Origin of the sequence: Bacteroides faecis (assembly GCF_020091505.1) — a bacterium.
Taxonomy (GTDB): Bacteria; Bacteroidota; Bacteroidia; order Bacteroidales; family Bacteroidaceae; genus Bacteroides; species Bacteroides faecis.
This window is the reverse complement of the sequence record NZ_CP081916.1, coordinates 3,450,383-3,471,774: the sequence shown is the minus strand read 5'-3', so window position 1 is coordinate 3,471,774 and position 21,392 is coordinate 3,450,383. Positions and strand designations below refer to the sequence as shown.

The window sequence follows — 21,392 nt, the reverse complement described above, 5'->3', positions numbered from 1 at the left end:
TTCAATTAAAAGGTTAAGTTTAATCCAAAAGTTACGGTACGCAAGAAAGGATAGCGCTTTGCATTGTCCACTTCACGGTTTGCTTCAGGGTCCCAACCATCATTGATGTTACTATGTTCCCAAAGGTCTGATCCAGTCACATAAATACGTGCCTTCGACAGTACTTTAGTCTTCGCCAATAATGAAGAAGGCAAAGAATAACCTAATGTCACATTCTTCAGACGGAGGTAGGCGCCATCTTCTACCGACCAAGATGAGCACTGATAATTATAGTCATTTATTTCAGACTTATTAGTCAGTGAAGGATAATAAGCTCCTGTATTATCCGGATTCCAAGTATTGCCTATAAATTGATTGCTACCATTCTGATAAACTGCGCGCATCGGAATTCTCCAAGTACTCTTTTCACGCCAGACAGTACGTTTTCCAGCACCCTGAAAAACAATAGACAAGTCTAATCCTTTCCATTCGAGTCCTGCATTCACTGAAAACTGTACCTTCGGATCATCTGTCCCTAAATAAACAAAGTCCTCCTCCGTCAATTTTCCATCTTTATTCACATCTTCAAACATGTTATCACCCAAACGTAAATTATCCAATGTACCAATTGTACTATTGTTTTTATATTGGTTTACATACTTTTTCAACTGCTCTTCCGTCTGTATCTTTCCACAATAACGAAGTCCAAATACAGAATTTAATGGATAACCTTCACGGTCGGAACGTACACCACTCTTTATTGCACCACTCCCCCCATTGTCAGTGAGTTCATTAGTTGTGTAAGTGAAAGTACCACCAAGGTGATAATTTACCTGACCTATTCTATCAGACCAGTTAATCATTCCTTCCCATCCATGAGCCTTAAAAGCTCCATAATTTGCTGTAGGTGCCTTATCACCCAGAATCCCCGGATAAATAACATCAATCAACATGTTGTTACTCTTCTTCCAAAACATCTCAGCAGTACCTGTCAACCGATGGTTAAGGAATCCAAAGTCAAGTCCGATATTATAATTATGAATACGTTCCCAAGTACGGTCAAGGCTTGGTAGTTTTCCACTGGTATCTACATAAGAAACTTTTCCATTACCAATCAAAGCACCTTGGCTTGGTTTAAAATTATAAAGTTGTGTTCCGTCGTAACGATCTATACCTGCTTGATTACCCACACTACCGTAAGAAGCTCTCAACTTGAATTCATCAATAAATTCAAGTTCTTTTATAAAATCCTCTTCAGAAAGCCGCCATCCCCCAGAGGTTCCCCAATAGAATGCCCAACGGTTCTCGGGTTGGAATTTTGAAGAACCATCATAGCGGAATTGAGCTTCCAGCATATATTTAGAGCGATAGTTATAGTTAGCACGCCCAAAGTAAGACATTACAGCCTCCTGCCATTTTGAGGATTGTGTATTCTTATCCTCACTAACCAAATAAATCAGGCCATTATTGCTATTAGGAACTTCCAAAGATGGTAAGATACCAGTTGTACGAAGATACGTATATTCATACTCTTTCATATTATATTGCAAACCAGCCATCAACTTCACATCATGAACATCGGCAAATATATGCGACCAGTCTACTCGCCCTGAAATAGAATAGAAATCTGTCCGTGAATTACTCTTCGTATACGAGCTTGCATCTTCCGTCGGGTCTGTACGTACTACCCGATCACCTGCATAATTATACCATTCGATCGATTTCTTCTGAGTATCCCTAGTTGCAGTGGAAGTGTTGTAGCCGGCTATTACGGAAGTACTCAAATCTTTCGTGATAGAATAATTGAATGTCTCACTGATATTAATAGCCGAGACTTTAAGTTTGTTATCTCCTCCCAATTCACAATACCAGTTAGGAGCACCCCACGTACCCCAGGCATACGGCTTGCCATCAACTGTTGCCGAAGGAAATCCCGGTTGCTGTGCACTGGTAGTCAGAGCAGAACCGACCTGTGTCGGAGCAACCTGATCCTGGCGGTTGTATGCTATTACTGATTCGATAGACATCTTATCCGAGAGTTTGAAAGTATTCGTCAATCGTAGGTTATAGCGGCTATTATTGTTATTTCCCCATTTCAAGTTGCTGTCATCAAACATATAGCCTAATGATAAACGGTATTTCGAATTATCGGAACCTCCCGAAATTGCCAATTCGTGTTGGGTAGAGGCTGCTGTCCCCCACATAATATCCTGCCAATTAGTATCAAAGAATACAAAATCAGCAACATCAGTAAAAGCACCCGTCCCGAATGGATTAGCTGTATGATCTAGGTTAATGTACTGATTTTTATAAGCCAACGCCAGCTTGGCATATCGTAGCCAAGTATCATCTTCTGTATACCCGTCATTAGTACGAGCATCTATTACAGCCGATGCCCATTCACCAATGTTCATTAAATCGGGAGACAGCCCGATAAACTTAGCCGTCACCGAACCACTATAATCCACTTGCACCTTACCCTCTTTGGCTTTCTTAGTAGTAACCAACACTACTCCACCTGCGGCCTTACTACCGTAAATAGAAGCGGAAGCATCTTTCAGAAAATTAATAGATTCAATATCTGAAGGATTTAACAGACGTAGTTCGTTTACACTTTCATATTCCACCCCATCAATAATAACAAGTGGACTGGTCGTATTCTTGGAAACAGCACCACGCAAACTCATTCCCCAGCTTTCGTCGCCCGGAGCCGAAGAGTTTCGTGTGATGATGACACCCGGCACCTGACCTTGCAGCGCCTGTACCGGACTTGACATGGTTCCTTTATTCTCTAGCATCTTATCACTGACCACCGTCACAGAACCTGTCATAGTCGCTTTTTTCTGTGTTCCATAGCCGACCACGACCACTTCGTCAAGCACTTCACTGTCTTCTTGCATCTTCACGTTGATCACCGTCTGACTGCCTACTTCTATCATCTGCTCTTTATAGCCGATATAAGAAAACTTCAGTTTAGCACCTTGCGGAACGTTCAGAGAATAGTTTCCATTAATATCCGTTATGGTACCTCCAGTCTGGCTCACCACACTCACATTCACACCGATCAGCGGCTCACCTGTAGCATCTACCACTTGCCCTTTCACCTGTTTCTGCACTTGTGACACTACCAGGTTATCATTTACATTCGCATAGCCCCATGCGCTTGAAACAGGACATAGGCCCAGCATCAATCCCAGAGCGACCACTATTGTCTTGCCCGGCTGCGAATTAAAAGTTAATCCTCTTTGTTTCATAATATTAAATTTGAGGTTTAAAAATAGTATTAAATTCTTGTTCTCTAAAATAAGATGAGGCATCTACACACCTTTGGTTTGATTTTAATTCCTTTTCCATAAGCACAAAAGGTTATTTATTAATGAATAAATTATATACGGTTGGATATTTTAGATACAACTTCTAAAGAAGTTACGCATATCACGACGTCCGAGAAACAGATGGTTTTCCACAGTCCGGCAGCTTAAATTCAGTTCGGTAGCAATTTCGGGTGAACTCTTGTCTTCAAAACGGTTCAGTGCATAAACCAGGCGACGTTGTTCGGGCATTGCCTCCAAACGCATCTGTTCCATCTCCATCAGATTACTGACAATGATGTTTTCTTCTGTTTCGTTGGTAGAAGTAGCCGTGAAATCGTACAAATAGCTGTCTATTTCCTGTTTCTTATAATAACGGCGTATATAATCGGTCACGATATTACGCGCAATAGTAAAAAGGAAATATTTCACTGTGTCCGGACGAAGCATCTGCTTATAATCCAGTAAACGTACGAATACATCCTGCGTCAAATCCTCCGCTTCATAGCGGTGAGTTATACGATAGGTAATATAGTTTAAGATTACCTGATGATATTCCTCGTAAGAACGAGTGATAATGTTGTCGGAAGAGTTAATTGTTGTCTCCATAATACTATCTTTTTCGGTTTCGATCACGATGCAAATATAGAGGTGATTTAAAAAGAATCCATAAGAAAAACGGGCAGATGGATTGCAACGTATCCAAATAGACTAATTAAAACATAAAACACTAATAATCAAAAGAATACTCATTCTTCATATAGAGTCTCATTTCATAATATGAGACTCTATTTATAGTTTTTCGCCTATATTTTCCTGCTCCTTCATGCGTACAAGACTAAAAGATTGTCTTTGTTTGATAGCCAAAATTCTTTCTTTTAATATGAGAGATTAACTATCATAAAAGAAAGCAATCAGCTGTAAACATTAAAGACCACACCACTTTTTCCTATTAACATTTATTATGTCAGTGGAAATTTGTATAAAGTATCAGTCGTCCTCTACACCTTATATTATAACAGATTAATTACTAACCGATTATGATTTCATATTTTCCAATTACAAAAAATCTACTGACAGCACTGACAACTGACACCTTAATGCCTATTTTAATAGTAAAACAGTATTATCCCCATTAGGTAAATGTAAATATAAGACACTAAACAATTATTATATTGTTCTCAATTATCAGTAAAACTCTATTTTAAGCCCTAAAAAAGGAGCATAGTATTATATTACTACAAGTAAACAAGTAGAAATCTACTGACAATAAAATTAATAAGTAGAAGGGGAATAGATGATTCATTTTTAATAAATTCGCATATAACACTATAAACCAAATACTTACAAATATGCCGTTATTTAAATTCACTGACAAAGAGGCACTAAGGTGTCAGTGGCAGTAGCAGTAGCAAAAACGAGAAGCGGATTAGGTACATATAATTTACATTTAACATACGAAGTTTAGAGTACTGCTCTATCTATATGAACACTGAACGACAGAAGTACGACAGATAAGGAAATGAAGTATAACAAACATGTGGATGAAGTACAACAGATACGCAAATGAAGTACTACATACAAGTAAATGAAGTACTACATGCTAGTGAATGAAGTACTACATGCTAGTGAATGAAGTACTACTATCAAGCGGATGAAGTACTTGTTTCTACTCTTCTTTCGCCGTTCCTCCAATACTACGAATATATTCGTTGGGAGTAACTCCCGTACTCTTCTTGAAAGAACGGAAGAAGGAAGCGCGGGAACTAAAACCGCAGAGTTCGGCTAATGCGGCGAGCGTATAGCGGGAATATTTGCTATCCACTACCAATCTTTTGAATTCAGCTACACGATAGTCATTAATAAAATCATAATAAGACTGATTCAAATACTGATTCAGCAGATAAGACAAAGAATGAGAGGAAGTACCTAACGCTACTGCCAGATCCCCCATTTTCAAATCAGGATTAATATAAGGCCGTTCCTTTTCGACATAAGCTACAAGCTTTTCATAAAGCTCTTTGCATTCCGTTTCACTCAGACGATTTGTTTTATATTTCTCTTCGACAGGTTGCTCCTGATTGTTATCTCCACACACTTGCTTTTCGGAAAAGCCATGTTCGTTCTCTTCCTGCCCTTCTGCGGGCGACAAAGCCGGTGACTTCACCAAAGTACTTAATCGTTTCCACAAGTAATATCTTACCAGCAGCACAATCAATACTAACGCAACGACAATCAATCCCCATCCCCACCAGGGAACCATAGGGCGCACTGTCACCTCGCAACTGGCTTCCGACTGGTCATTGCCCGGCAAACGGACACGGAAAGTATAGTCTCCGGAAGCAAGTCCGTAGTATGATACCTCACTCTGTGCAGTCAACAGTTTCCAGTCATTATCCACTCCATCCAGCCGATACTCATATAGCAAAGCAGAAGGAAGTCCATAGGCAAAATCCGTAAAATTGAAAGTCAGATTATTCTGGTCATATTTTAAAGAAGTTTCGGTTATAGAAACACCGTTTGCCTGTATATCCGTAAACACGATAGGACGAACCTTGCCGCGCAATTCATCTACCTCTTTAGGGTCCACACAAATCAATCCCTTAGTATTACCGAACCATAATAGTCCGTTTTCATCCTTATAAGCGGCTCCATTGGTGAAAGTGGGTCCGGGCACTCCATCATTAAAAGTAAACGCGTCATAATCCTCCTCGCCATCCTTCATCCGCAATAAACCATCATTGCAACCAATCCACAACCACCCCAGGTTATCTTCTACAATGGACATCAGCGAATTATCCGGGAGAGTGGAAAGAACGGATTTCTGCCGGAAGCGATCCATTGTCAACGATGAAATGAACAGGCTCCCTTTCTCACGGATGAAGAAAAGATTATGTTTTGAGTCTTCATAGATGGTCCTTACCTTATCACGATGCACAAACCCTTCCGGGAAGACATTGGAACGGAGACTTTGAGATGCAGGATCGTAAATGCACATTCCGGTTTCGGTTGCAATCCATCCTTTTCCGGTAGAGTCGAAACTAATCTCATAAACATTTCCTTCTGGCAGCTGGGAGTTGGAACTTGTATAATTTTTAATTTGCTTTGCCGATTTATTATAGCAGAATACGCCTTGAGACGTTCCCACCCACAGATTACCTTTTTCATCAGGCTTTATGCAGAAAATATGTCCTTTATGGAATAACTCGGAATCTCCTTCTTCAAAATAAGTAAGAGCAAGTGTCTGGGGATTCAGCACCATCATTCCTCCTCCATACGTACCGATATAATATTCTCCTTCGTAGAAACTGATCGTAAGTATCAGGTCGGAAGTCAGTACAGGTCTTACAAAGCTCTTTACGGTTCCTGTAGATTCGTTGATATAAAACAGCCCGTCACGCGAACCGATCACTTTTTCCTTTCCACGATTCAGGAACGAACGAACCGACAAATTGGTGGAATTAAATAGAGGAGGAAAAGAATAAGTAGAAAACAGTCCGTTCTGATAGAGTGAATAATCAAGTCCGGCCTGAAAATGCCCTACCCAAAGTGCTCCACGGTTGTCTACCAACAACGAATAGATTGAGTTACTGCGGATTCCTTCCTTATCGCGTATATCATGGCAAAAGCTACGGGTGACACACTGATCTTTATGAGAAAGAAAATGAACTCCATTACCGTCAGTAGCTATATACACATTCTCTTTTCCGTCTCCGGAGATATCGGAGATCACATCACATCCCAAAGAGGGAGCATGAGAGAAAGTGGACGTTTGGATGTCGAAACGAAGTACTCCCTGGCTCATAGTACCTATATAGAGCGTTTCCCCTATTCGGGTAAGACACCGGAAATAATCTGTTTCGGGTACATTTTCGCGGAAATGCCAGGAAGAAACTTTTCCATCTTTTAATGAGTAAGAAAACAATCCTTGCACGGTAGCCATCCAGAGCACACTTTTATCTTCGTTCAGACAAAGGTTCATGACACGGTTACAGGCGGCCAGCACATTCGGGTCTGTTTGTATCTGGATGAGTTGCCCATCTTTCTGAATAAAAAGTCCTTTTTCGGTTCCCAGATATAGCACGTCGTTGTCTGCCAAAAGGGTGTTTACGGCAAAGTCTATTTTCTCCGGCACGATTCGTTGTAATTCACCGTTGCTGCGGTTCAAACGCCAAAGTCCCACGCCGTTTCCTACCCAGAGTTGTCTGTTAGAAGTCTCTGCTATGCAGTTCACACGTTTCTTTCTTCCCGACTCAATGCCACGGAATTCAAAATGTTTCACTTTGACACCGTCAAAACGGTCGAGACAGTTATCCGTCCCTAACCAAACGAAGCCCTCCGAGTCTTTATAAATAGCGTTCACCAAGACTCCGGAAAGCCCGTCGGACATAACTATATTACGAAATACGTAGTCCCGGGCTTGCAAGGTATCGCTACAAGCCAGATATATGATTAGAAGAATCAAATATTTAATCGTGCTTTTCACTTGTCAATCATCATTAATTGCATGAAACATAAGACAAAGATAGCATTTCTTCCACAAAAATAAGAATCGCCTCTCCATATTTGCTAAACGTTTATAGACAAATACGAAAGGAAGAAAACATTTACTCAATACAATATAATAAATTATCAGTATCTTTCTTTATCCGCTATTTCATTCGTTTCTGCTTTCCAAAATAAGATACGGATTATCCTCGCCTGATACTTAACAGCGCAAAATTATTTAATTAAGCTACAAATCATTAATTAAAAGAACATTTTCTAAGAAAAATCCCTCAAAACCATTTATCTTTATTCCCGAATTTAAGAAAGGAGCTACATGGATTTACGTACGGCAAATGTAACAAGATATATTCTTCCGCTGAGAGAGGGAGGATCATTGCCCGCTTTGGCCGAAGCTGACGATGAATTTAAATATGTAGTCAAGTTCAGGGGAGCAGGACACGGAACGAAAGCACTGATCGCCGAACTGATAGGAGGAGAAATAGCCCGTGCACTAGGTTTCAGGGTGCCCGAGATCGTCTTTCTCCACCTGGACGAAGCCTTCGGACGCACAGAAGCAGATGAAGAAATACAGGACCTGCTTCAGTGGAGCCGCGGACTGAATATCGGATTGCATTTTCTTTCCGGCGCACTGACTTTCGACCCCATAGCACATTCCGTAGACGGGAAAACGGCCTCACAGGTGGTATGGCTGGATGCACTGCTGACCAATGTAGACCGTACCATCAAAAATACGAATATGCTGATGTGGCATAAAGAATTATGGTTGATCGACCACGGCGCGTCACTCTATTTCCACCATACATGGACCAACTGGCAGAAGCAGTCGCTTAGTCCGTTTACACAGGTCAAAGACCATGTATTATTGCCGTTTGCCGACCAGCTGGAAGAGACAGACGCAGCATTCAAACGTATTCTTACGCCCGAAAAAATCCGTGAAATAGTCAATGCTGTCCCCAACGACTGGTTGAACTGGACCGAAGGCAGCGAGACTCCGCAGGATTTGAGAGATATTTATATTCAATTTTTAGAAGAAAGGATCAAGCACTCCGAACTTTTTGTAAATGAAGCACAAAATGCAAGAAAGGTACTTATATGAATATGCGGTGATTCGATTCGTTCCGAAGGTAGAACGTGAGGAATTTATCAATGTAGGTATTGTTTTGTTCTCCAAACAACGTAAGTACCTGAAATCTCTATATACGATAGATGATAACAAACTCAGTCTGTTTTCTTCGGAAGTGGATACGAATTGCCTGAAAGAAGGACTGAAAGTGTTCGACAAAATTTGCCAGGGCAATAAAAACGGAGGGACTATAGCTCAGATGGATATCCCGGACAGATTCCGTTGGCTGACTGCCGTTAAGAGTTCGTGCATTCAGGTTTCACGCCCGCACCCCGGATTCTCTGAGAATCTGGACGCCACACTGGAACGGCTGTTTAAGGAACTGGTGCTATAACTAACCGAGTATTCCGGAAACAATAATTGAATGGTTATGGAATTTATTAAGATAACAGAACAACCGTCACTCTATAATGACCTTGAAAAGAAACCGATAGGGGAAATTCTTCAGGAAATCAATGCTGAAGACCATAAAGTAGCAGATGCAGTGGAAAGAAGCATTCCGCAAATAGAGAAACTGGTCAGTCAGATCATTCCCCGGGTAAAGAAAGGCGGACGCATCTTCTATATGGGAGCAGGAACAAGCGGGCGGCTGGGAGTACTGGATGCTTCTGAAATTCCTCCTACATTCGGCATGCCCCCTACGGTAGTGATCGGACTGATTGCAGGAGGTGATACCGCCTTACGCAATCCTGTAGAGAATGCGGAAGATGACACAAAACGCGGCTGGGAAGAATTGCAGCAATATAACATCAACACCAAAGATACAGTCATCGGAATTGCAGCTTCCGGTACCACCCCTTATGTGATCGGTGCCATGCATGAAGCGCGCAAAAACGGCATACTGACAGGATGCATCACCAGCAACCCCAACTCACCTATGGCAACCGAAGCCGATATCCCTATCGAAATGATTGTCGGTCCGGAATATGTAACAGGCAGTTCACGAATGAAATCGGGCACCGGTCAGAAGATGATTCTGAACATGATCAGTACTGCTGTCATGATCGGGCTAGGACGTGTCAAAGGAAACAAGATGGTCAATATGCAACTCACCAATCAGAAACTGATTGACAGAGGAACACGGATGCTTATCGACGAATTACACCTGAATTACGGAGAAGCCCAATCATTATTGTTATTACACGGCTCTGTAGAAAAAGCAATAGAAGCCTTTCACAATGAGGATGAATTGACGTAAAACGAATAAAGGGCTGTTAACGGGCAGTAAGACAAAAGCTCTGTTCTACAGCTTCAGCTGTCTGTACCTTCGGTTCCGTACTACGTCCATATTGCCAGGCTACGACTGTTATCTTTACCGGAAACTTTGTACGAGGAGGAATCCGGGTGAACACCAGTTTATTGCCCTTTATCTCAGCCGGTTCTTGCTTTACATAATAATAACCCCCTTTATTTCTACAGACCATTGCCAAGGAGCCGCGGCTATTACGGAACTCATCGCCAATACAGCCAACAAAGCGAAAAGAAAATATCTATTCATAATGCTTCTTTTTATTGATTTAACTCCATATATTACGAACATGTAGAACAAAATACTCAAAAAACAACTATATATAATGAGATATGGATGCAAAGATAGAGTTATCACACTAAAAAGGAGAATAACCTTGGGCTGAATAAACAAAGCTATCCGTAAAAATGGTAGCAAAACCCGTAATCTATATAAGAATAGATTACTTTACAGAAACTAACTTTGCATACAGGAAAATATGGATTATGAGGAATTAGATACGAACTGATTTTAATTTAAGATACTCGATTATGGAAAAAGTAAAATTGAACAATGGCATTGAAATGCCTATTTTAGGTTATGGTGTGTATCAGGTTACTCCTGAAGAATGTGAACGTTGCGTGTCTGATGCAATCAGTGTAGGATACCGCTCTATCGATACGGCACAAGCCTATCATAATGAGGAAGGGGTCGGAAATGCAATCAGCAAATGTGGTGTTCCACGCGAGGAGCTGTTTATCACCACCAAAGTATGGATATCAAATGCCGGTTATGACAAAGCAAAGGCTTCCATCGATGAGTCCTTACGTAAGTTGCAGAGCGATTATGTCGACCTCTTGTTGATTCATCAGCCATTCGGTGATTACTATGGCACTTACCGCGCAATGGAAGAAGCGTACAAGGCAGGAAAAATTCGCGCTATCGGCGTCAGCAACTTCTATCCGGACCGCTTCGTGGACCTTGCAGAGTTTTGTGAGATTACTCCTGCTGTCAATCAGGTGGAAACACATGTCTTCAACCAGCAAGCGAAGTTACAGGAAGTAATGAAAGAATATGGTACGAGAATTATGTCATGGGGACCTTTTGCCGAAGGACGGAATGACTTCTTCACGAACAGCACTCTCCAAGAAATCGGAAAAGAATACGGAAAATCAGTGGCACAGGTTGCATTACGCTATCTGATTCAACGGGACATCATAGTCATTCCTAAATCGACTCACAAGGAACGAATGGCTGAGAACTTCAATGTTTTCGATTTTACTTTGTCACCGGAAGATATGTCTGCCATTGCTTCACTCGATAACGCTGAAACCCTCTTCTTCTCTCATTATGACCCGGAAATGGTAAAATGGCTGATTAATTACGGAAAATAAAGAATTCCCCCCTTTCATCGCTTTTGTTTTTACGAAGCAGAATGAAGGGGGGGATTTTTATATGATAACTGAATACTATTTATAAGATCATTTCTCTATCGGAGTAAAGTGCAACGCAGCCCCGCCACTCGCCTTTAACTTCAATATAAGTTTGTCTCCGGCTTTCACCTTCTTATGTGCCGTACGCACTTTGGTACCTGTATTCAGTTTATCGTCATCCTCATACAAATGAGCGGTATACTTTTTACCCGGTTCCAGAAAATCCGTCATCACTGTAACGGTACGAGCTTCCGTATTTGTCATCGCTCCGACAAACCAGTCATTACCTGAACGGTGTGCCTGAATAATATATTCACCTATTTCTCCATCCAGCGCACGACTGTCATCCCATACACTCGGAATAGCTTTCCAGAACTCCAATTCTTCCTCTCCTTTATAGAACTCCGGTCTGTCATACCAAAACATGAACTGCAACGGACTATAGTACACTGCTGCCATAGCTAACTGATGAGCTTTCGTATTTTTCACCCGTCCGTTGAAATAGCACAGAGTATAATCGGCTGCACCAGCCAGAAAACGGGTAAAAGGCAGGATGGTGTTATGTGTGGCATCTGGCATTTCTTCGTTTCCACGGATACCTTCCTGTGTCATCAAGTTCGGATAAGTACGGCTAAACCCGGTCGGACGATATTCATCGTGAATATCTACCATCATTTCATACTCGCCACACTTGCGTACAGCATCGTGTAGCCAGGTACTCCAATGCTGATTGCCGATTTGTACGAAACCGAATTTTATACCTTTCAGTCCCCATCGCTTATACAACGGCAATAAAGAATCTAACTGCTGCACCAGCGCGCGTTGATTGACATATACCATCAAGCCGATTCCTTTCGATTCGGCATACTTGCACAGAGCCGATATATCAAGGTCTTTATCGGGAGAAACCGTAGAAGCATCCGAACTCATCTTCATCTCCGGTCCGTACCAGCCTGCATCCATATGTACATACCGAATGCCACGTTCTGCCGCAAAATCAACAGCAACCTTTACTTTATCCTGCTTCAGATCGCCTGCACGAAAAACTTTTCCCGGTTTAATCCAGGATGTATCTGCCAGTTTACAAGCAGGATTCAGATTCAGGACGAGATCATTATGGTTAATCAGGTCGACAGAACGTTCACCAACCATAATAACACGCCACGGAGTACTGTATGGAGATATAACATCGACACTACTATACAGACTTGTCACCAAAGTTGAAGGTTTTTCTGCGGACAAACGGAATTTACCACGCGCATAGTCCACCATTTCCGCTTCCAGCAACGCTACGGATAATCCGTCAGGCAGTTTTAAGGTCAACGGACGTTCGCTCTCTTCTTCTCCCCATCCTTCCAGCGGACGAAGCTCATAAGGTCCCTGTGCCCAACGTTCATAATAAGCTTTTGTACCCTGGGGCATTGTGAAACTGGTCTGTTCATCTGTGATATGGAGGAAAAGTCCATTGGTTGTTTCCGGAAAATGATAACGGAAAGCGACTCCTTCGTTGTAAGCGCGAACGATAATGTTCATCAAGTAGTTTTTACGTTTATCATAACCATCTTCCTTTTTACCTTCCCCTTCGCCTTTACTGAACTTCAAAGTCATTTCATTGTAATGATCGCGAATCACAGAGCGTTCTCCATACACAGGTTTCCATGACTCATCGATTTCCCGGCGTTCAGCACCCGTCATTTTCAGATTTTCACACCAGAAATGGCAAGTATCATTCGGAACGGCCAATGCAGACTCAAACAACTGATTCTTAATCTGTATTCCCAGTTCGCTCTCTTCCACCACAGGACGGTCTTTATAGGTCAGTGTGTAATACATTCGTGTATTATCCTTCCCCAACGCACGTTGATAAAATGTAAAACGATAGGCTCCGTCAGGCGATATTAATACCTGACGAGTCTCCGTCATCACATTTTGTGCCTCTATCAGCACCGGTATAGCCAGCAATAAGATCAAGATAATTTTCTTCATTCTATGTAAGTTCATGTTTATTCATTTTCTAATATATACGAACAAGATGATTATTCTACTCAATTCACTTTCTTTTCTTTCACACAAATCTGCAAATATAAGCAAATATCTTGCAAAAATAAGCATAACATCACATCCAAAAAGCAGCTACTTTTGCAACAATTCAAATAAATGATAAATAAAACTATGAACGAATTATTTAGTATTGCCGGTAAGGTAGCTGTCATTACCGGAGCAGGAGGTGTATTGGGCGGTAACATTGCCCAACACTTTGTACAGCAGGGAGCTAAAGTCGTAGCTATCGATATCCGACAGGAACAACTTGACAATCGCGTAACCGAATTAAAGCAATATGGTGATGACGTAATCGGTATTATCGGCAACGTACTGGATACTGCCAATCTGGAAAAAGTAGCCGAAGAGATTGTTGCCAAGTGGGGACGGATTGACATTCTTTTGAATATCGCAGGTGGAAACATGCCGGGAGCGACTCTCGAACCGGACCAGCACTTCTATGATATGGATATTTCTTGTTGGGAAAAAGTGACTAGTCTGAATATGAACGGTACAGTCTATCCATCCATGATTTTCGGCAAAGTGATGGCTAAACAGAAACAAGGATGCATTATCAACGTATCTTCGATGGCGGCTTACAGTGCTATCACTCGTGTGCCTGGCTATTCGGCAGCGAAAACAGCCGTAGCCAACTTTACACAATGGCTGGCAAGCGAAATGGCCCTGAAGTATGGTGACGGTATTCGTGTGAATGCCATTGCGCCGGGATTCTTCATAGGCGATCAGAACCGTCATGTACTCATTAATCCCGATGGTTCGCTGACCGACAGGAGCAAAAAGGTTTTAGCTAAAACACCCATGAACCGCTTTGGCGATATTAAAGAATTAAATGGTGCCGTACAATTCTTGTGCAGTGAAGCTGCCAGTTTTGTAACCGGAGCAATGTTACCTATCGACGGTGGTTTCAGCGCATTCAGCGGCGTATAAATTGATAGTTCTGAATTTATTATTCTAGTTCCTCAAAAGAAAAGAAACTATGATGGAAAAAACATGGAGATGGTTCGGGAAAAAAGACAAGATTACCTTGCCAATGCTCCGTCAAATAGGTGTAGAAGGGATTGTCACAGCTTTGCATGACGTACCCAATGGAGAAATATGGACAACAGAGGCTATCAGTGATTTAAAGTCATATATCGAGTCATATGGACTTCGCTGGTCTGTAGTGGAAAGTTTACCTGTATGCGAAGCGATCAAATACGGGGGAACAGAACGTGAACAGCTGATAGAAAACTACAAAGTCAGTCTTGCCAATTTGGGTAAATGCGGAGTAAAAACTGTTTGTTATAACTTTATGCCGGTTATCGACTGGATACGCACAGACTTGCAGCATCCTTGGGCGGATGGTACCAGTTCGTTGTACTATGACCGTATTCGTTTTGCTTACTTCGATATCAGAATATTGGGACGTGAGGGAGCAGAGAAAGATTACACCGAAGAGGAGCTTCATAAAGTAAATGAACTCGACAAAGTGATCACTGAAACAGAAAAAGAAGCTCTAATCGATACCATCATTGTTAAGACTCAGGGCTTTGTCAACGGTAACATCAAGGAAGGGGACAAAAATCCGGTCGCTATCTTCAAACGATTGCTTGCTCTGTACAAAGATATCGACCGGGAAACTTTGCGTGAGAACATGCACTATTTCCTGACCGCAATCATGCCTGTATGTGAAGAATATGATATCAACATGTGTGTACATCCTGATGATCCCCCATTTCAGGTATTAGGATTACCACGTATCGTTACCAATGAAAAAGATATAGAATGGTTTCTGAATGCCGTGGACAATCCACACAACGGTCTGACATTCTGTGCCGGCTCTCTGAGTGCCGGTGAGCATAATGACACACGTGAATTAGCAAAGAAGTTTGCTAAACGCACTCATTTCGTCCACCTTCGCAGCACTGCCTCCATAGCGGGAGGAAACTTCATAGAAAGTTCGCATCTTGCAGGAAGAGGACATATCATTGACCTTATCCGAATCTTTGAGAAAGAAAATCCGGGATTACCTATGCGCGTCGATCATGGCAGAATGATGCTGGGAGATGAAGACAAGGGGTACAATCCAGGCTATTCTTTCCACGGACGTATGTTGGCTCTGGCGCAAGTGGAAGGGATGATGGCCGTGGTAGATGATGAAATGCAGCGTCAGATGGAGTTATGATTCTTTTTCACCAGACATCCTATACAGATAAAAAAGAAGGGAGAATGTCGTATTTAACATCTCCCTTCTTTTTTATTTATATAGAAACGGTCATATTCTTCTAAAATGATTTATTTCTTTTGTGCTTCCTGGAAATCCGGTATGCGTTTTACATCCGCACCTTTCATTACACCTTTTTTAATCGCTTCATTGGTTTCTGAAATTTCTTTCTTAACACGCTTATAATATTCTTTGGTCAGTCCCTTCTCTACTGCTTCAGACTCTGTAGCTGCCCAGAAATACTGATAATCCATCAGCATCAAATCAGGAGCAACAACTTTAAAGAATATGCTGTCTCCTTCAAATTTTTCACGTAAATCACCTAAATAAATAGTATCTGCCGGATTTACTTCTTGTGTACTTGCATTTTTTTGTGAACTACTGCCACCGCAAGAGGCTAACAATAAACCTCCAAATAACGAAATAAAAACTAATAATTTCATATATCTATCATTTATAATATAAAACATGCTCAACGGTTCAACTATCAGGATAAGAATATCATCCTGTTACAGAGTGCACAAAAATAGTAATTTATAATATCATAATGATCATTCTCCTGCTCTTTTTCTATATTTTTCTACAAATTACTAGGGTAATACCCTTATTTCTCCTTAAAAAATGCTTCGCACATACTTATATCAGAGTCTATGATACTAAAAGAATGCGGCAAACCTACCGTTTCCCAATCTTTATCATTGAAAGAGCTATATTCGGCACCCGGAGAATCAAGGAGTAACAAAGAGTTTCCTACAAAATTAACTGTTTTTCTTCTACTATTTCCCAAAACATCTATTTTTTCTCTTAGGAGAGTATCGTATGGCTCAAACATCACATCCTGTATTGCCTTGGTTCTGATTGACCGGACTTTCTCTCTGGAATATAGGCAGATAAGTTCTGCTTGACTGGAGACAAACTTCCTTTTGATTAATAGCAAAGCTATCTTTATCGGCAATCAATCTATAAACGCAAGCTTTGTTTTTACAAATGCAACCTTTGTTTTTATAAACGCAAGTTGCGTTTATAAAAACAAAGGTTGCATTTTAAGTTTGGAATAAGCGCAAAAAGAGTTTGGTATTAGAGAAGAAGAAGTTTATCTCCAATACAACCGAACTTATCTGCCTATATTCAAGAAAAGAGATATTAATGAAAGATGAAGAGCTGTTTCACCTTTATACCTTTGATATACCCATTCGTAATAAAGCCGTCTTTTCAACAATCTTTTTACTATATTCATTTCAAACTTTGTATCTATTATACAATTTGAAATATGCGCAAAACTATGTTTTATTCCGTATTACGAATAATAAAAGAGATTTGCCTACCCGACCCCTAAACCATTCGATAACAACGCATGTATTCACGAACTTCGGTTTTAACTTTACTCAAAGGAGTCACTCGTGAATACAATATTTTCCACATGAGGTCCTACATAAATACGTGCCATGTCAGAAGTCTTGTACCACTGAGGTTTGTCCAGCATATGATCATCAATCAGTTTTCCATTTATTCTCAAGTTTTCGAAACGTATGTTCTTTACTTTACGTTTCTCATCATATCCTTCAATAATAGAAAGTTCCGCATTCTCTCCGGTATAGGATATATTCTTAAACAAGACGTCTTCAATACCTCGTCCAGGGGCTGTACAGTATTTCTCATTATAAAAGATACGTAAATTGACAAGTTGCCCCTGACGGAAATTCTCAACACGGATGTTTTCGAAACGAACATTGCGTATTAGATTATTATCACCGGCATTAATAGCCATACATCCTTGATAATCTATCTGTTTCTCACGATGGTCCAAAATATCAATATTGATATAATTCAGATCTTCCAGAACTTCGGGTGCTTTTGAATTACCATGGATTCCAATAAAAATAGGATGGGCCACATCTGCCCAAAGGGTGGAATTCTGCATGGTTATGTTCCGACAACCTCCTTCAAATCCCAGACGGGTTCCATACACAGTAGTACAATCATCTGAGTTGCGGCAGAAAACACCATCAAATAATACATTATTGCTCGCAAAAACATTCATGCCATCTCCCCATCCATAATAACTAATACTTTTGACATTACGGATCGTGACATTTTCCGATCCTCCTGTTGCACACTGTGTAGCTACAATTCCTTCTACATAGACATTACGGGAATTTGCTATACGAATGCCTCCTTTTATGGAATAATCGATAATTCCTCTTCCCAGCAATTTTACATCATGCACATTTTCAATCAGAATACGCCCCATTAAGACAGCTCCTCCCGCCAGATAGACAGTCTTACCGGAAGGAACTTTCAATTCTCCATTTTCTACTGTATGTATTCCAGGACCATAGTAAAGTATTTCCGGATCATCTTTGTCAGGGATCATTCTTTCCGGATGTCCTGCAAATAAGTGAAGATTATGAAAAATATCTCCGTTCACTTCCACTGACAGATTTCGCGGACGTTCTAATGTAAAAGTAACGGTATTACCATTGATCTGAAACGGGATATCATACGAAAGAGGACGGACTTTTGCTGTCTGCACTTCTCCCCAATTATAGGTTACAGCCACTTCTACCTTCCCTGTAAAATCAAAGGTTGCCATCGAAGCACGTTCTACATAATGTTTCGTATCTCTTACCTCATCTACCTTGATAAGGTAGGTAGACAATGTGTTCCATTCTTCATCCAGCTGACGGACTTTAACTGTAAAATCACTATTTAAGGCAACTCCTGCCGGAGCATTCCAAGTTACAAGCGTGTCTTTGGCAAAAACACAAGTCACACTACCCAATAATGCTGCAAATAATAAGAATACATATTTTTTCATGATAGTATCGAATAAAAATCTTTTTATAATACTACGAACAATAAAGAAAATCTACCTATTCTCTATCCGATTTATTCATGAAAACTTAGAAGATGAATTGAAATCGTCCCTGCAAAACACTAAAGTCGTTTTTATCAATTACCTTCACATTCGCTCCGGGAAGGAAATAGCTATAGTTCAGTTTGATTGCGATATGTTTATTCAGATAGTAATTAAGTCCTACGGAGAAATCTTTCTGCCTGCCTCCTTCAATTCCCGCAGAGGAATCATTCAAAGTGAGATAATTAAATCGCGCGCACAGTTCAAGGCTTTTTCCTTCCGGTCTTCCCGGACACGCCACTTCTTCATCATACAGATAATGATGCCCCAGCAATAACCAGGAACATTGTATATACGCTCCCTGTGCCACATAATCTCTAAAATTATGTTGTCTATTGACATGAGTACGGATGTATTCACTCTGCAGAAAGAATTTATGATAATAAATGAGCAACTCCGTTCCTATTTTAAACTGTGATACTGCATTATCTACATTTGCCACGACCAATGTACGATTATCAATGGTACTCACTCCCACAGATTTATAAGTGAATGTATCCTTATTTCCATCTTCCGGAAGTACACCATCCGGTGTACGACGGGTGGCAGCCACTCCCAGATGAATTAGTTTTCCTTTTTCATAAACAGGACGATACACCAAACGGGTATCAATGGCATATCCCTGCGACACATTTTTCAAGTTACTTAAATCATTATCGGTAAACAATCCGCCACACAGATAGTAATGTTTTGCATTATAAGAATAAGCCACTCCCATACGCCGACTATCCGTTAATGCCAGAACAACACCCGGTGATTGATTAAAGCGAAGATCAAACGTACTGCAAAGCATATCCAGACTAAACGGTTCATAGAACTGACCGACCTGAATGGAATGCTTCTTATAAGAATAGGTGGCAAAGGCATCCTTAATCGCAGCTTTATTCCCTGCATATCCCATCTCCAGTTTCATCTTCCAATTCCGGTAAGTAGCCTTCATACCTATACGAAGATCGTTAAACTCCGTTCCGTTTCCAAAATCCACCGGATTCTTTAAATAGATACCGCCGTCCATCAACATGCGTCCGGTTATCTTATACTGTATCTCATCCGTAGCATTTTGAGCTGTGATCGTCGGAACGACCAGCATAGACAACAAAAAAAGAAAGAATATCAAGCTATATTTCATTCGTTTCATCAGTCCTCTTTTTCAGATTTGTGACAGGGTAGATTCCATTCCTTCACCCACAAACTTTATCCCCCCGGATAATCCTGCTTCCCGTTCTTTCTTCAGTAGCTTCTCTTTTTTATAGCGCTGTATCAAATAAATCATGGAGCAAGTAAAAGCAACCGTGCAGATCAGCCCCACATAACCGGACAACAGATTGTAAAACTCCAGCCAGTTAATTTCTGTATGGGCAAACTCTTTAAACATCAGTACCAATACAGTGCCTGTATAACCGATGAAGTCAATTGTCACAATGAAAAAGCCTACATTGCCTTTTATCTTGAAACAAGCAATAAAACGGTCGAAGAAGATACTCTGAAAACAAAGATAAGCAACGTAAAGACACAGACTCTGCACAAACAGCCAAGTGATGGCATCCAATTGCAGAGAATCATAGTTGAACGAAACAAAACTCATCGTAGCTGTCCCCATCACTACCAGTCCAAGCAAAACGACCAATACTTTTATATTGCTTCTGACAAAAACCATTGCTCCGAATAAAGCGAGAATGATTAATGTGACCACCGTATCCACTTGTGCAAACATCCACGAAGAATGCCCGCTCATATCAATAATCTTCACAAGAAAATCTTCTTTTATGTCTCTAAGCACTACTAACATCAAATTGGCGACAAACAGTAAGATGAGGAAAGGCATGAAATCAATGAACAGTTCTTTCCGCTGTCTCCCATTCAAGGTGACCCGATGACTTTTTTGCTCGATATCCTGCTCAGTCGGTTGCGGTAAGCGGGTTAAGCTATAGCCTAGCAATGCCAACAAAGGAAGTGCAAAAGCACCGATCAACGCCGGCATCCAGAACTCACTGACATTCAAAGTATTCATCACAAAAAGTCCGATCGACTTCGCTGTCCCCGAACTGATCACAATACTGATTCCTAACAGACTCGCCAGAATATCCGTCGTCCTGCGCCCTTCAATAAAGCTGAAAATTACTCCCCACATACATCCCAATGAAAGTCCATTAAAAAACATTGCAAACATATTATAAGGAGCAGGAAGTAATCCAAATGCAACCAGCGACAGTTCTGCCACAGCAATAGAGACAAGAATAAACTTCAAACGATTCTCCCTTTTCAATTCGGATATCAATTTGATACCGATAAACTTAGCTATCAGATAGCCCAAAATCTGAATAATGGTAACCAAAACTTTATAGTCAAGACCGAAAGCTTCCAATCCGTCAAAAGTAGCAGCTGTAAATGGTTTGCGGAGCGCGTATACCAGAGAGTAAGAAAGAAGAGCTGCTCCGCCAGCCCATAAGATAAAGAGTAAATCAGACAGTTTCTTGTTAGCACTTAGTTTCAACTTTGCCTCAGTAATCGTTTTCATACTTTTCGTTTTTGATTTCTGAGGCAAAAGTAGCGTGGAACAGCGAGGAGATAAATGAATTATAGAGATTCATTTTCTTCATTATCAAGCAGAATCCGAGGTAATATTAA

At 40.9% G+C, this 21,392-nt stretch carries 14 protein-coding genes and 1 pseudogene; 6 read left to right on the top strand and 9 right to left on the bottom strand.

Going from position 1 to position 21,392, the window contains the following annotated elements; translation table 11 throughout:
• Nucleotides 1-5: 5 nt before the first annotated feature.
• The 3 genes from K6V30_RS13460 to K6V30_RS13450 form a co-directional block, all read right to left on the bottom strand.
• Nucleotides 6-3,233, bottom strand: a complete 3,228-nt coding sequence (locus tag K6V30_RS13460; protein ID WP_010537443.1) for a SusC/RagA family TonB-linked outer membrane protein — start codon at nt 3,231-3,233, stop codon at nt 6-8.
• A gap of 150 nt (nt 3,234-3,383) precedes the next feature.
• Complete coding sequence (locus K6V30_RS13455; protein ID WP_010537442.1) at nt 3,384-3,899, bottom strand: sigma-70 family RNA polymerase sigma factor; 516 nt, start codon at nt 3,897-3,899, stop codon at nt 3,384-3,386.
• 1,060 nt (nt 3,900-4,959) lie between these two features.
• Entirely contained in the window at nt 4,960-7,776 is a 2,817-nt protein-coding gene (locus K6V30_RS13450; RefSeq protein WP_055269946.1) for a two-component regulator propeller domain-containing protein, read from the bottom strand.
• A 336-nt stretch (nt 7,777-8,112) separates the two neighbouring features.
• Here K6V30_RS13450 and K6V30_RS13445 point away from each other — a divergent pair, with 336 nt between their 5' ends.
• Genes K6V30_RS13445 through murQ form a run of 3 tightly spaced genes read left to right on the top strand, consistent with a single transcriptional unit; the run spans nt 8,113 to nt 10,120 of the window.
• Entirely contained in the window at nt 8,113-8,895 is a 783-nt protein-coding gene (locus K6V30_RS13445; protein ID WP_022302121.1) for a HipA family kinase, read from the top strand.
• Nucleotides 8,873-9,256, top strand: a complete 384-nt coding sequence (locus K6V30_RS13440; RefSeq protein WP_010537439.1) for a DUF3037 domain-containing protein — start codon at nt 8,873-8,875, stop codon at nt 9,254-9,256. Before K6V30_RS13445 ends, K6V30_RS13440 begins: the two co-directional genes overlap by 23 nt.
• A 36-nt stretch (nt 9,257-9,292) precedes the next feature.
• Complete coding sequence (gene murQ, locus K6V30_RS13435) at nt 9,293-10,120, top strand: N-acetylmuramic acid 6-phosphate etherase (RefSeq protein WP_022302122.1); 828 nt, start codon at nt 9,293-9,295, stop codon at nt 10,118-10,120.
• Between the two features lie 16 nt (nt 10,121-10,136).
• On the opposite strand, the pseudogene K6V30_RS13430 reads toward murQ, so the two are convergent.
• Nucleotides 10,137-10,322 (bottom strand): annotated as a pseudogene (locus tag K6V30_RS13430) (hypothetical protein); the annotation flags it as partial.
• Between the two features lie 379 nt (nt 10,323-10,701).
• Between K6V30_RS13430 and K6V30_RS13425 the strand changes: the two are divergent.
• Nucleotides 10,702-11,544 carry an aldo/keto reductase gene (locus tag K6V30_RS13425; protein ID WP_022302124.1) on the top strand — a complete coding sequence of 281 codons (843 nt, stop codon included), beginning with the start codon at nt 10,702-10,704 and terminating at the stop codon, nt 11,542-11,544.
• Between the two features lie 87 nt (nt 11,545-11,631).
• Here K6V30_RS13425 and K6V30_RS13420 read toward each other — a convergent pair whose 3' ends face one another.
• A complete protein-coding gene (locus K6V30_RS13420; RefSeq protein WP_055269944.1) occupies nt 11,632-13,584 on the bottom strand; it encodes a glycoside hydrolase family 97 protein in 1,953 nt (650 codons plus the stop codon).
• Nucleotides 13,585-13,755: 171 nt separating this feature from the next.
• Here K6V30_RS13420 and K6V30_RS13415 point away from each other — a divergent pair, with 171 nt between their 5' ends.
• Both K6V30_RS13415 and uxuA read left to right on the top strand, forming a co-directional pair.
• The gene (locus K6V30_RS13415) at nt 13,756-14,571 is read left to right on the top strand and encodes an SDR family oxidoreductase (protein WP_010537434.1); all 816 of its coding nucleotides are present in this window, start codon (nt 13,756-13,758) and stop codon (nt 14,569-14,571) included.
• Between the two features lie 49 nt (nt 14,572-14,620).
• A complete protein-coding gene (gene uxuA, locus K6V30_RS13410) occupies nt 14,621-15,808 on the top strand; it encodes a mannonate dehydratase (RefSeq protein WP_010537433.1) in 1,188 nt (395 codons plus the stop codon).
• Between the two features lie 110 nt (nt 15,809-15,918).
• Here the strand turns inward: uxuA and K6V30_RS13405 are convergent, their stop codons facing one another.
• The 4 genes from K6V30_RS13405 to K6V30_RS13390 form a co-directional block, all read right to left on the bottom strand.
• Nucleotides 15,919-16,290 carry a hypothetical protein gene (locus tag K6V30_RS13405; protein WP_010537432.1) on the bottom strand — a complete coding sequence of 124 codons (372 nt, stop codon included), beginning with the start codon at nt 16,288-16,290 and terminating at the stop codon, nt 15,919-15,921.
• A gap of 938 nt (nt 16,291-17,228) precedes the next feature.
• Complete coding sequence (locus K6V30_RS13400) at nt 17,229-18,665, bottom strand: glycosyl hydrolase family 28 protein (RefSeq protein ID WP_055269942.1); 1,437 nt, start codon at nt 18,663-18,665, stop codon at nt 17,229-17,231.
• Nucleotides 18,666-18,750: 85 nt separating this feature from the next.
• Complete coding sequence (locus K6V30_RS13395) at nt 18,751-19,854, bottom strand: OprO/OprP family phosphate-selective porin (RefSeq protein WP_374692871.1); 1,104 nt, start codon at nt 19,852-19,854, stop codon at nt 18,751-18,753.
• A gap of 60 nt (nt 19,855-19,914) precedes the next feature.
• Nucleotides 19,915-21,282 (bottom strand): DUF5690 family protein, encoded by a 1,368-nt coding sequence (locus K6V30_RS13390; protein ID WP_010537428.1) that lies wholly within the window; start codon nt 21,280-21,282, stop codon nt 19,915-19,917.
• Nucleotides 21,283-21,392: the final 110 nt, after the last annotated feature.

Excerpts from the sequence above, each read along its gene's own strand:
- K6V30_RS13460 (WP_010537443.1), bottom strand. The coding sequence starts at position 3,233 with ATGAAACAAAGAGGATTAACTTTTAATTCGCAGCCGGGCAAGACAATA.
- K6V30_RS13455 (WP_010537442.1), bottom strand. The coding sequence starts at position 3,899 with ATGGAGACAACAATTAACTCTTCCGACAACATTATCACTCGTTCTTAC.
- K6V30_RS13445 (WP_022302121.1), top strand. The coding sequence starts at position 8,113 with ATGGATTTACGTACGGCAAATGTAACAAGATATATTCTTCCGCTGAGA.
- K6V30_RS13440 (WP_010537439.1), top strand. The coding sequence starts at position 8,873 with ATGCAAGAAAGGTACTTATATGAATATGCGGTGATTCGATTCGTTCCG.
- murQ (WP_022302122.1), top strand. The coding sequence starts at position 9,293 with ATGGAATTTATTAAGATAACAGAACAACCGTCACTCTATAATGACCTT.
- K6V30_RS13425 (WP_022302124.1), top strand. The coding sequence starts at position 10,702 with ATGGAAAAAGTAAAATTGAACAATGGCATTGAAATGCCTATTTTAGGT.
- K6V30_RS13420 (WP_055269944.1), bottom strand. The coding sequence starts at position 13,584 with ATGAACTTACATAGAATGAAGAAAATTATCTTGATCTTATTGCTGGCT.
- K6V30_RS13415 (WP_010537434.1), top strand. The coding sequence starts at position 13,756 with ATGAACGAATTATTTAGTATTGCCGGTAAGGTAGCTGTCATTACCGGA.
- uxuA (WP_010537433.1), top strand. The coding sequence starts at position 14,621 with ATGATGGAAAAAACATGGAGATGGTTCGGGAAAAAAGACAAGATTACC.
- K6V30_RS13405 (WP_010537432.1), bottom strand. The coding sequence starts at position 16,290 with ATGAAATTATTAGTTTTTATTTCGTTATTTGGAGGTTTATTGTTAGCC.
- K6V30_RS13400 (WP_055269942.1), bottom strand. The coding sequence starts at position 18,665 with ATGAAAAAATATGTATTCTTATTATTTGCAGCATTATTGGGTAGTGTG.
- K6V30_RS13395 (WP_374692871.1), bottom strand. The coding sequence starts at position 19,854 with ATGCTGGTCGTTCCGACGATCACAGCTCAAAATGCTACGGATGAGATA.
- K6V30_RS13390 (WP_010537428.1), bottom strand. The coding sequence starts at position 21,282 with ATGAAAACGATTACTGAGGCAAAGTTGAAACTAAGTGCTAACAAGAAA.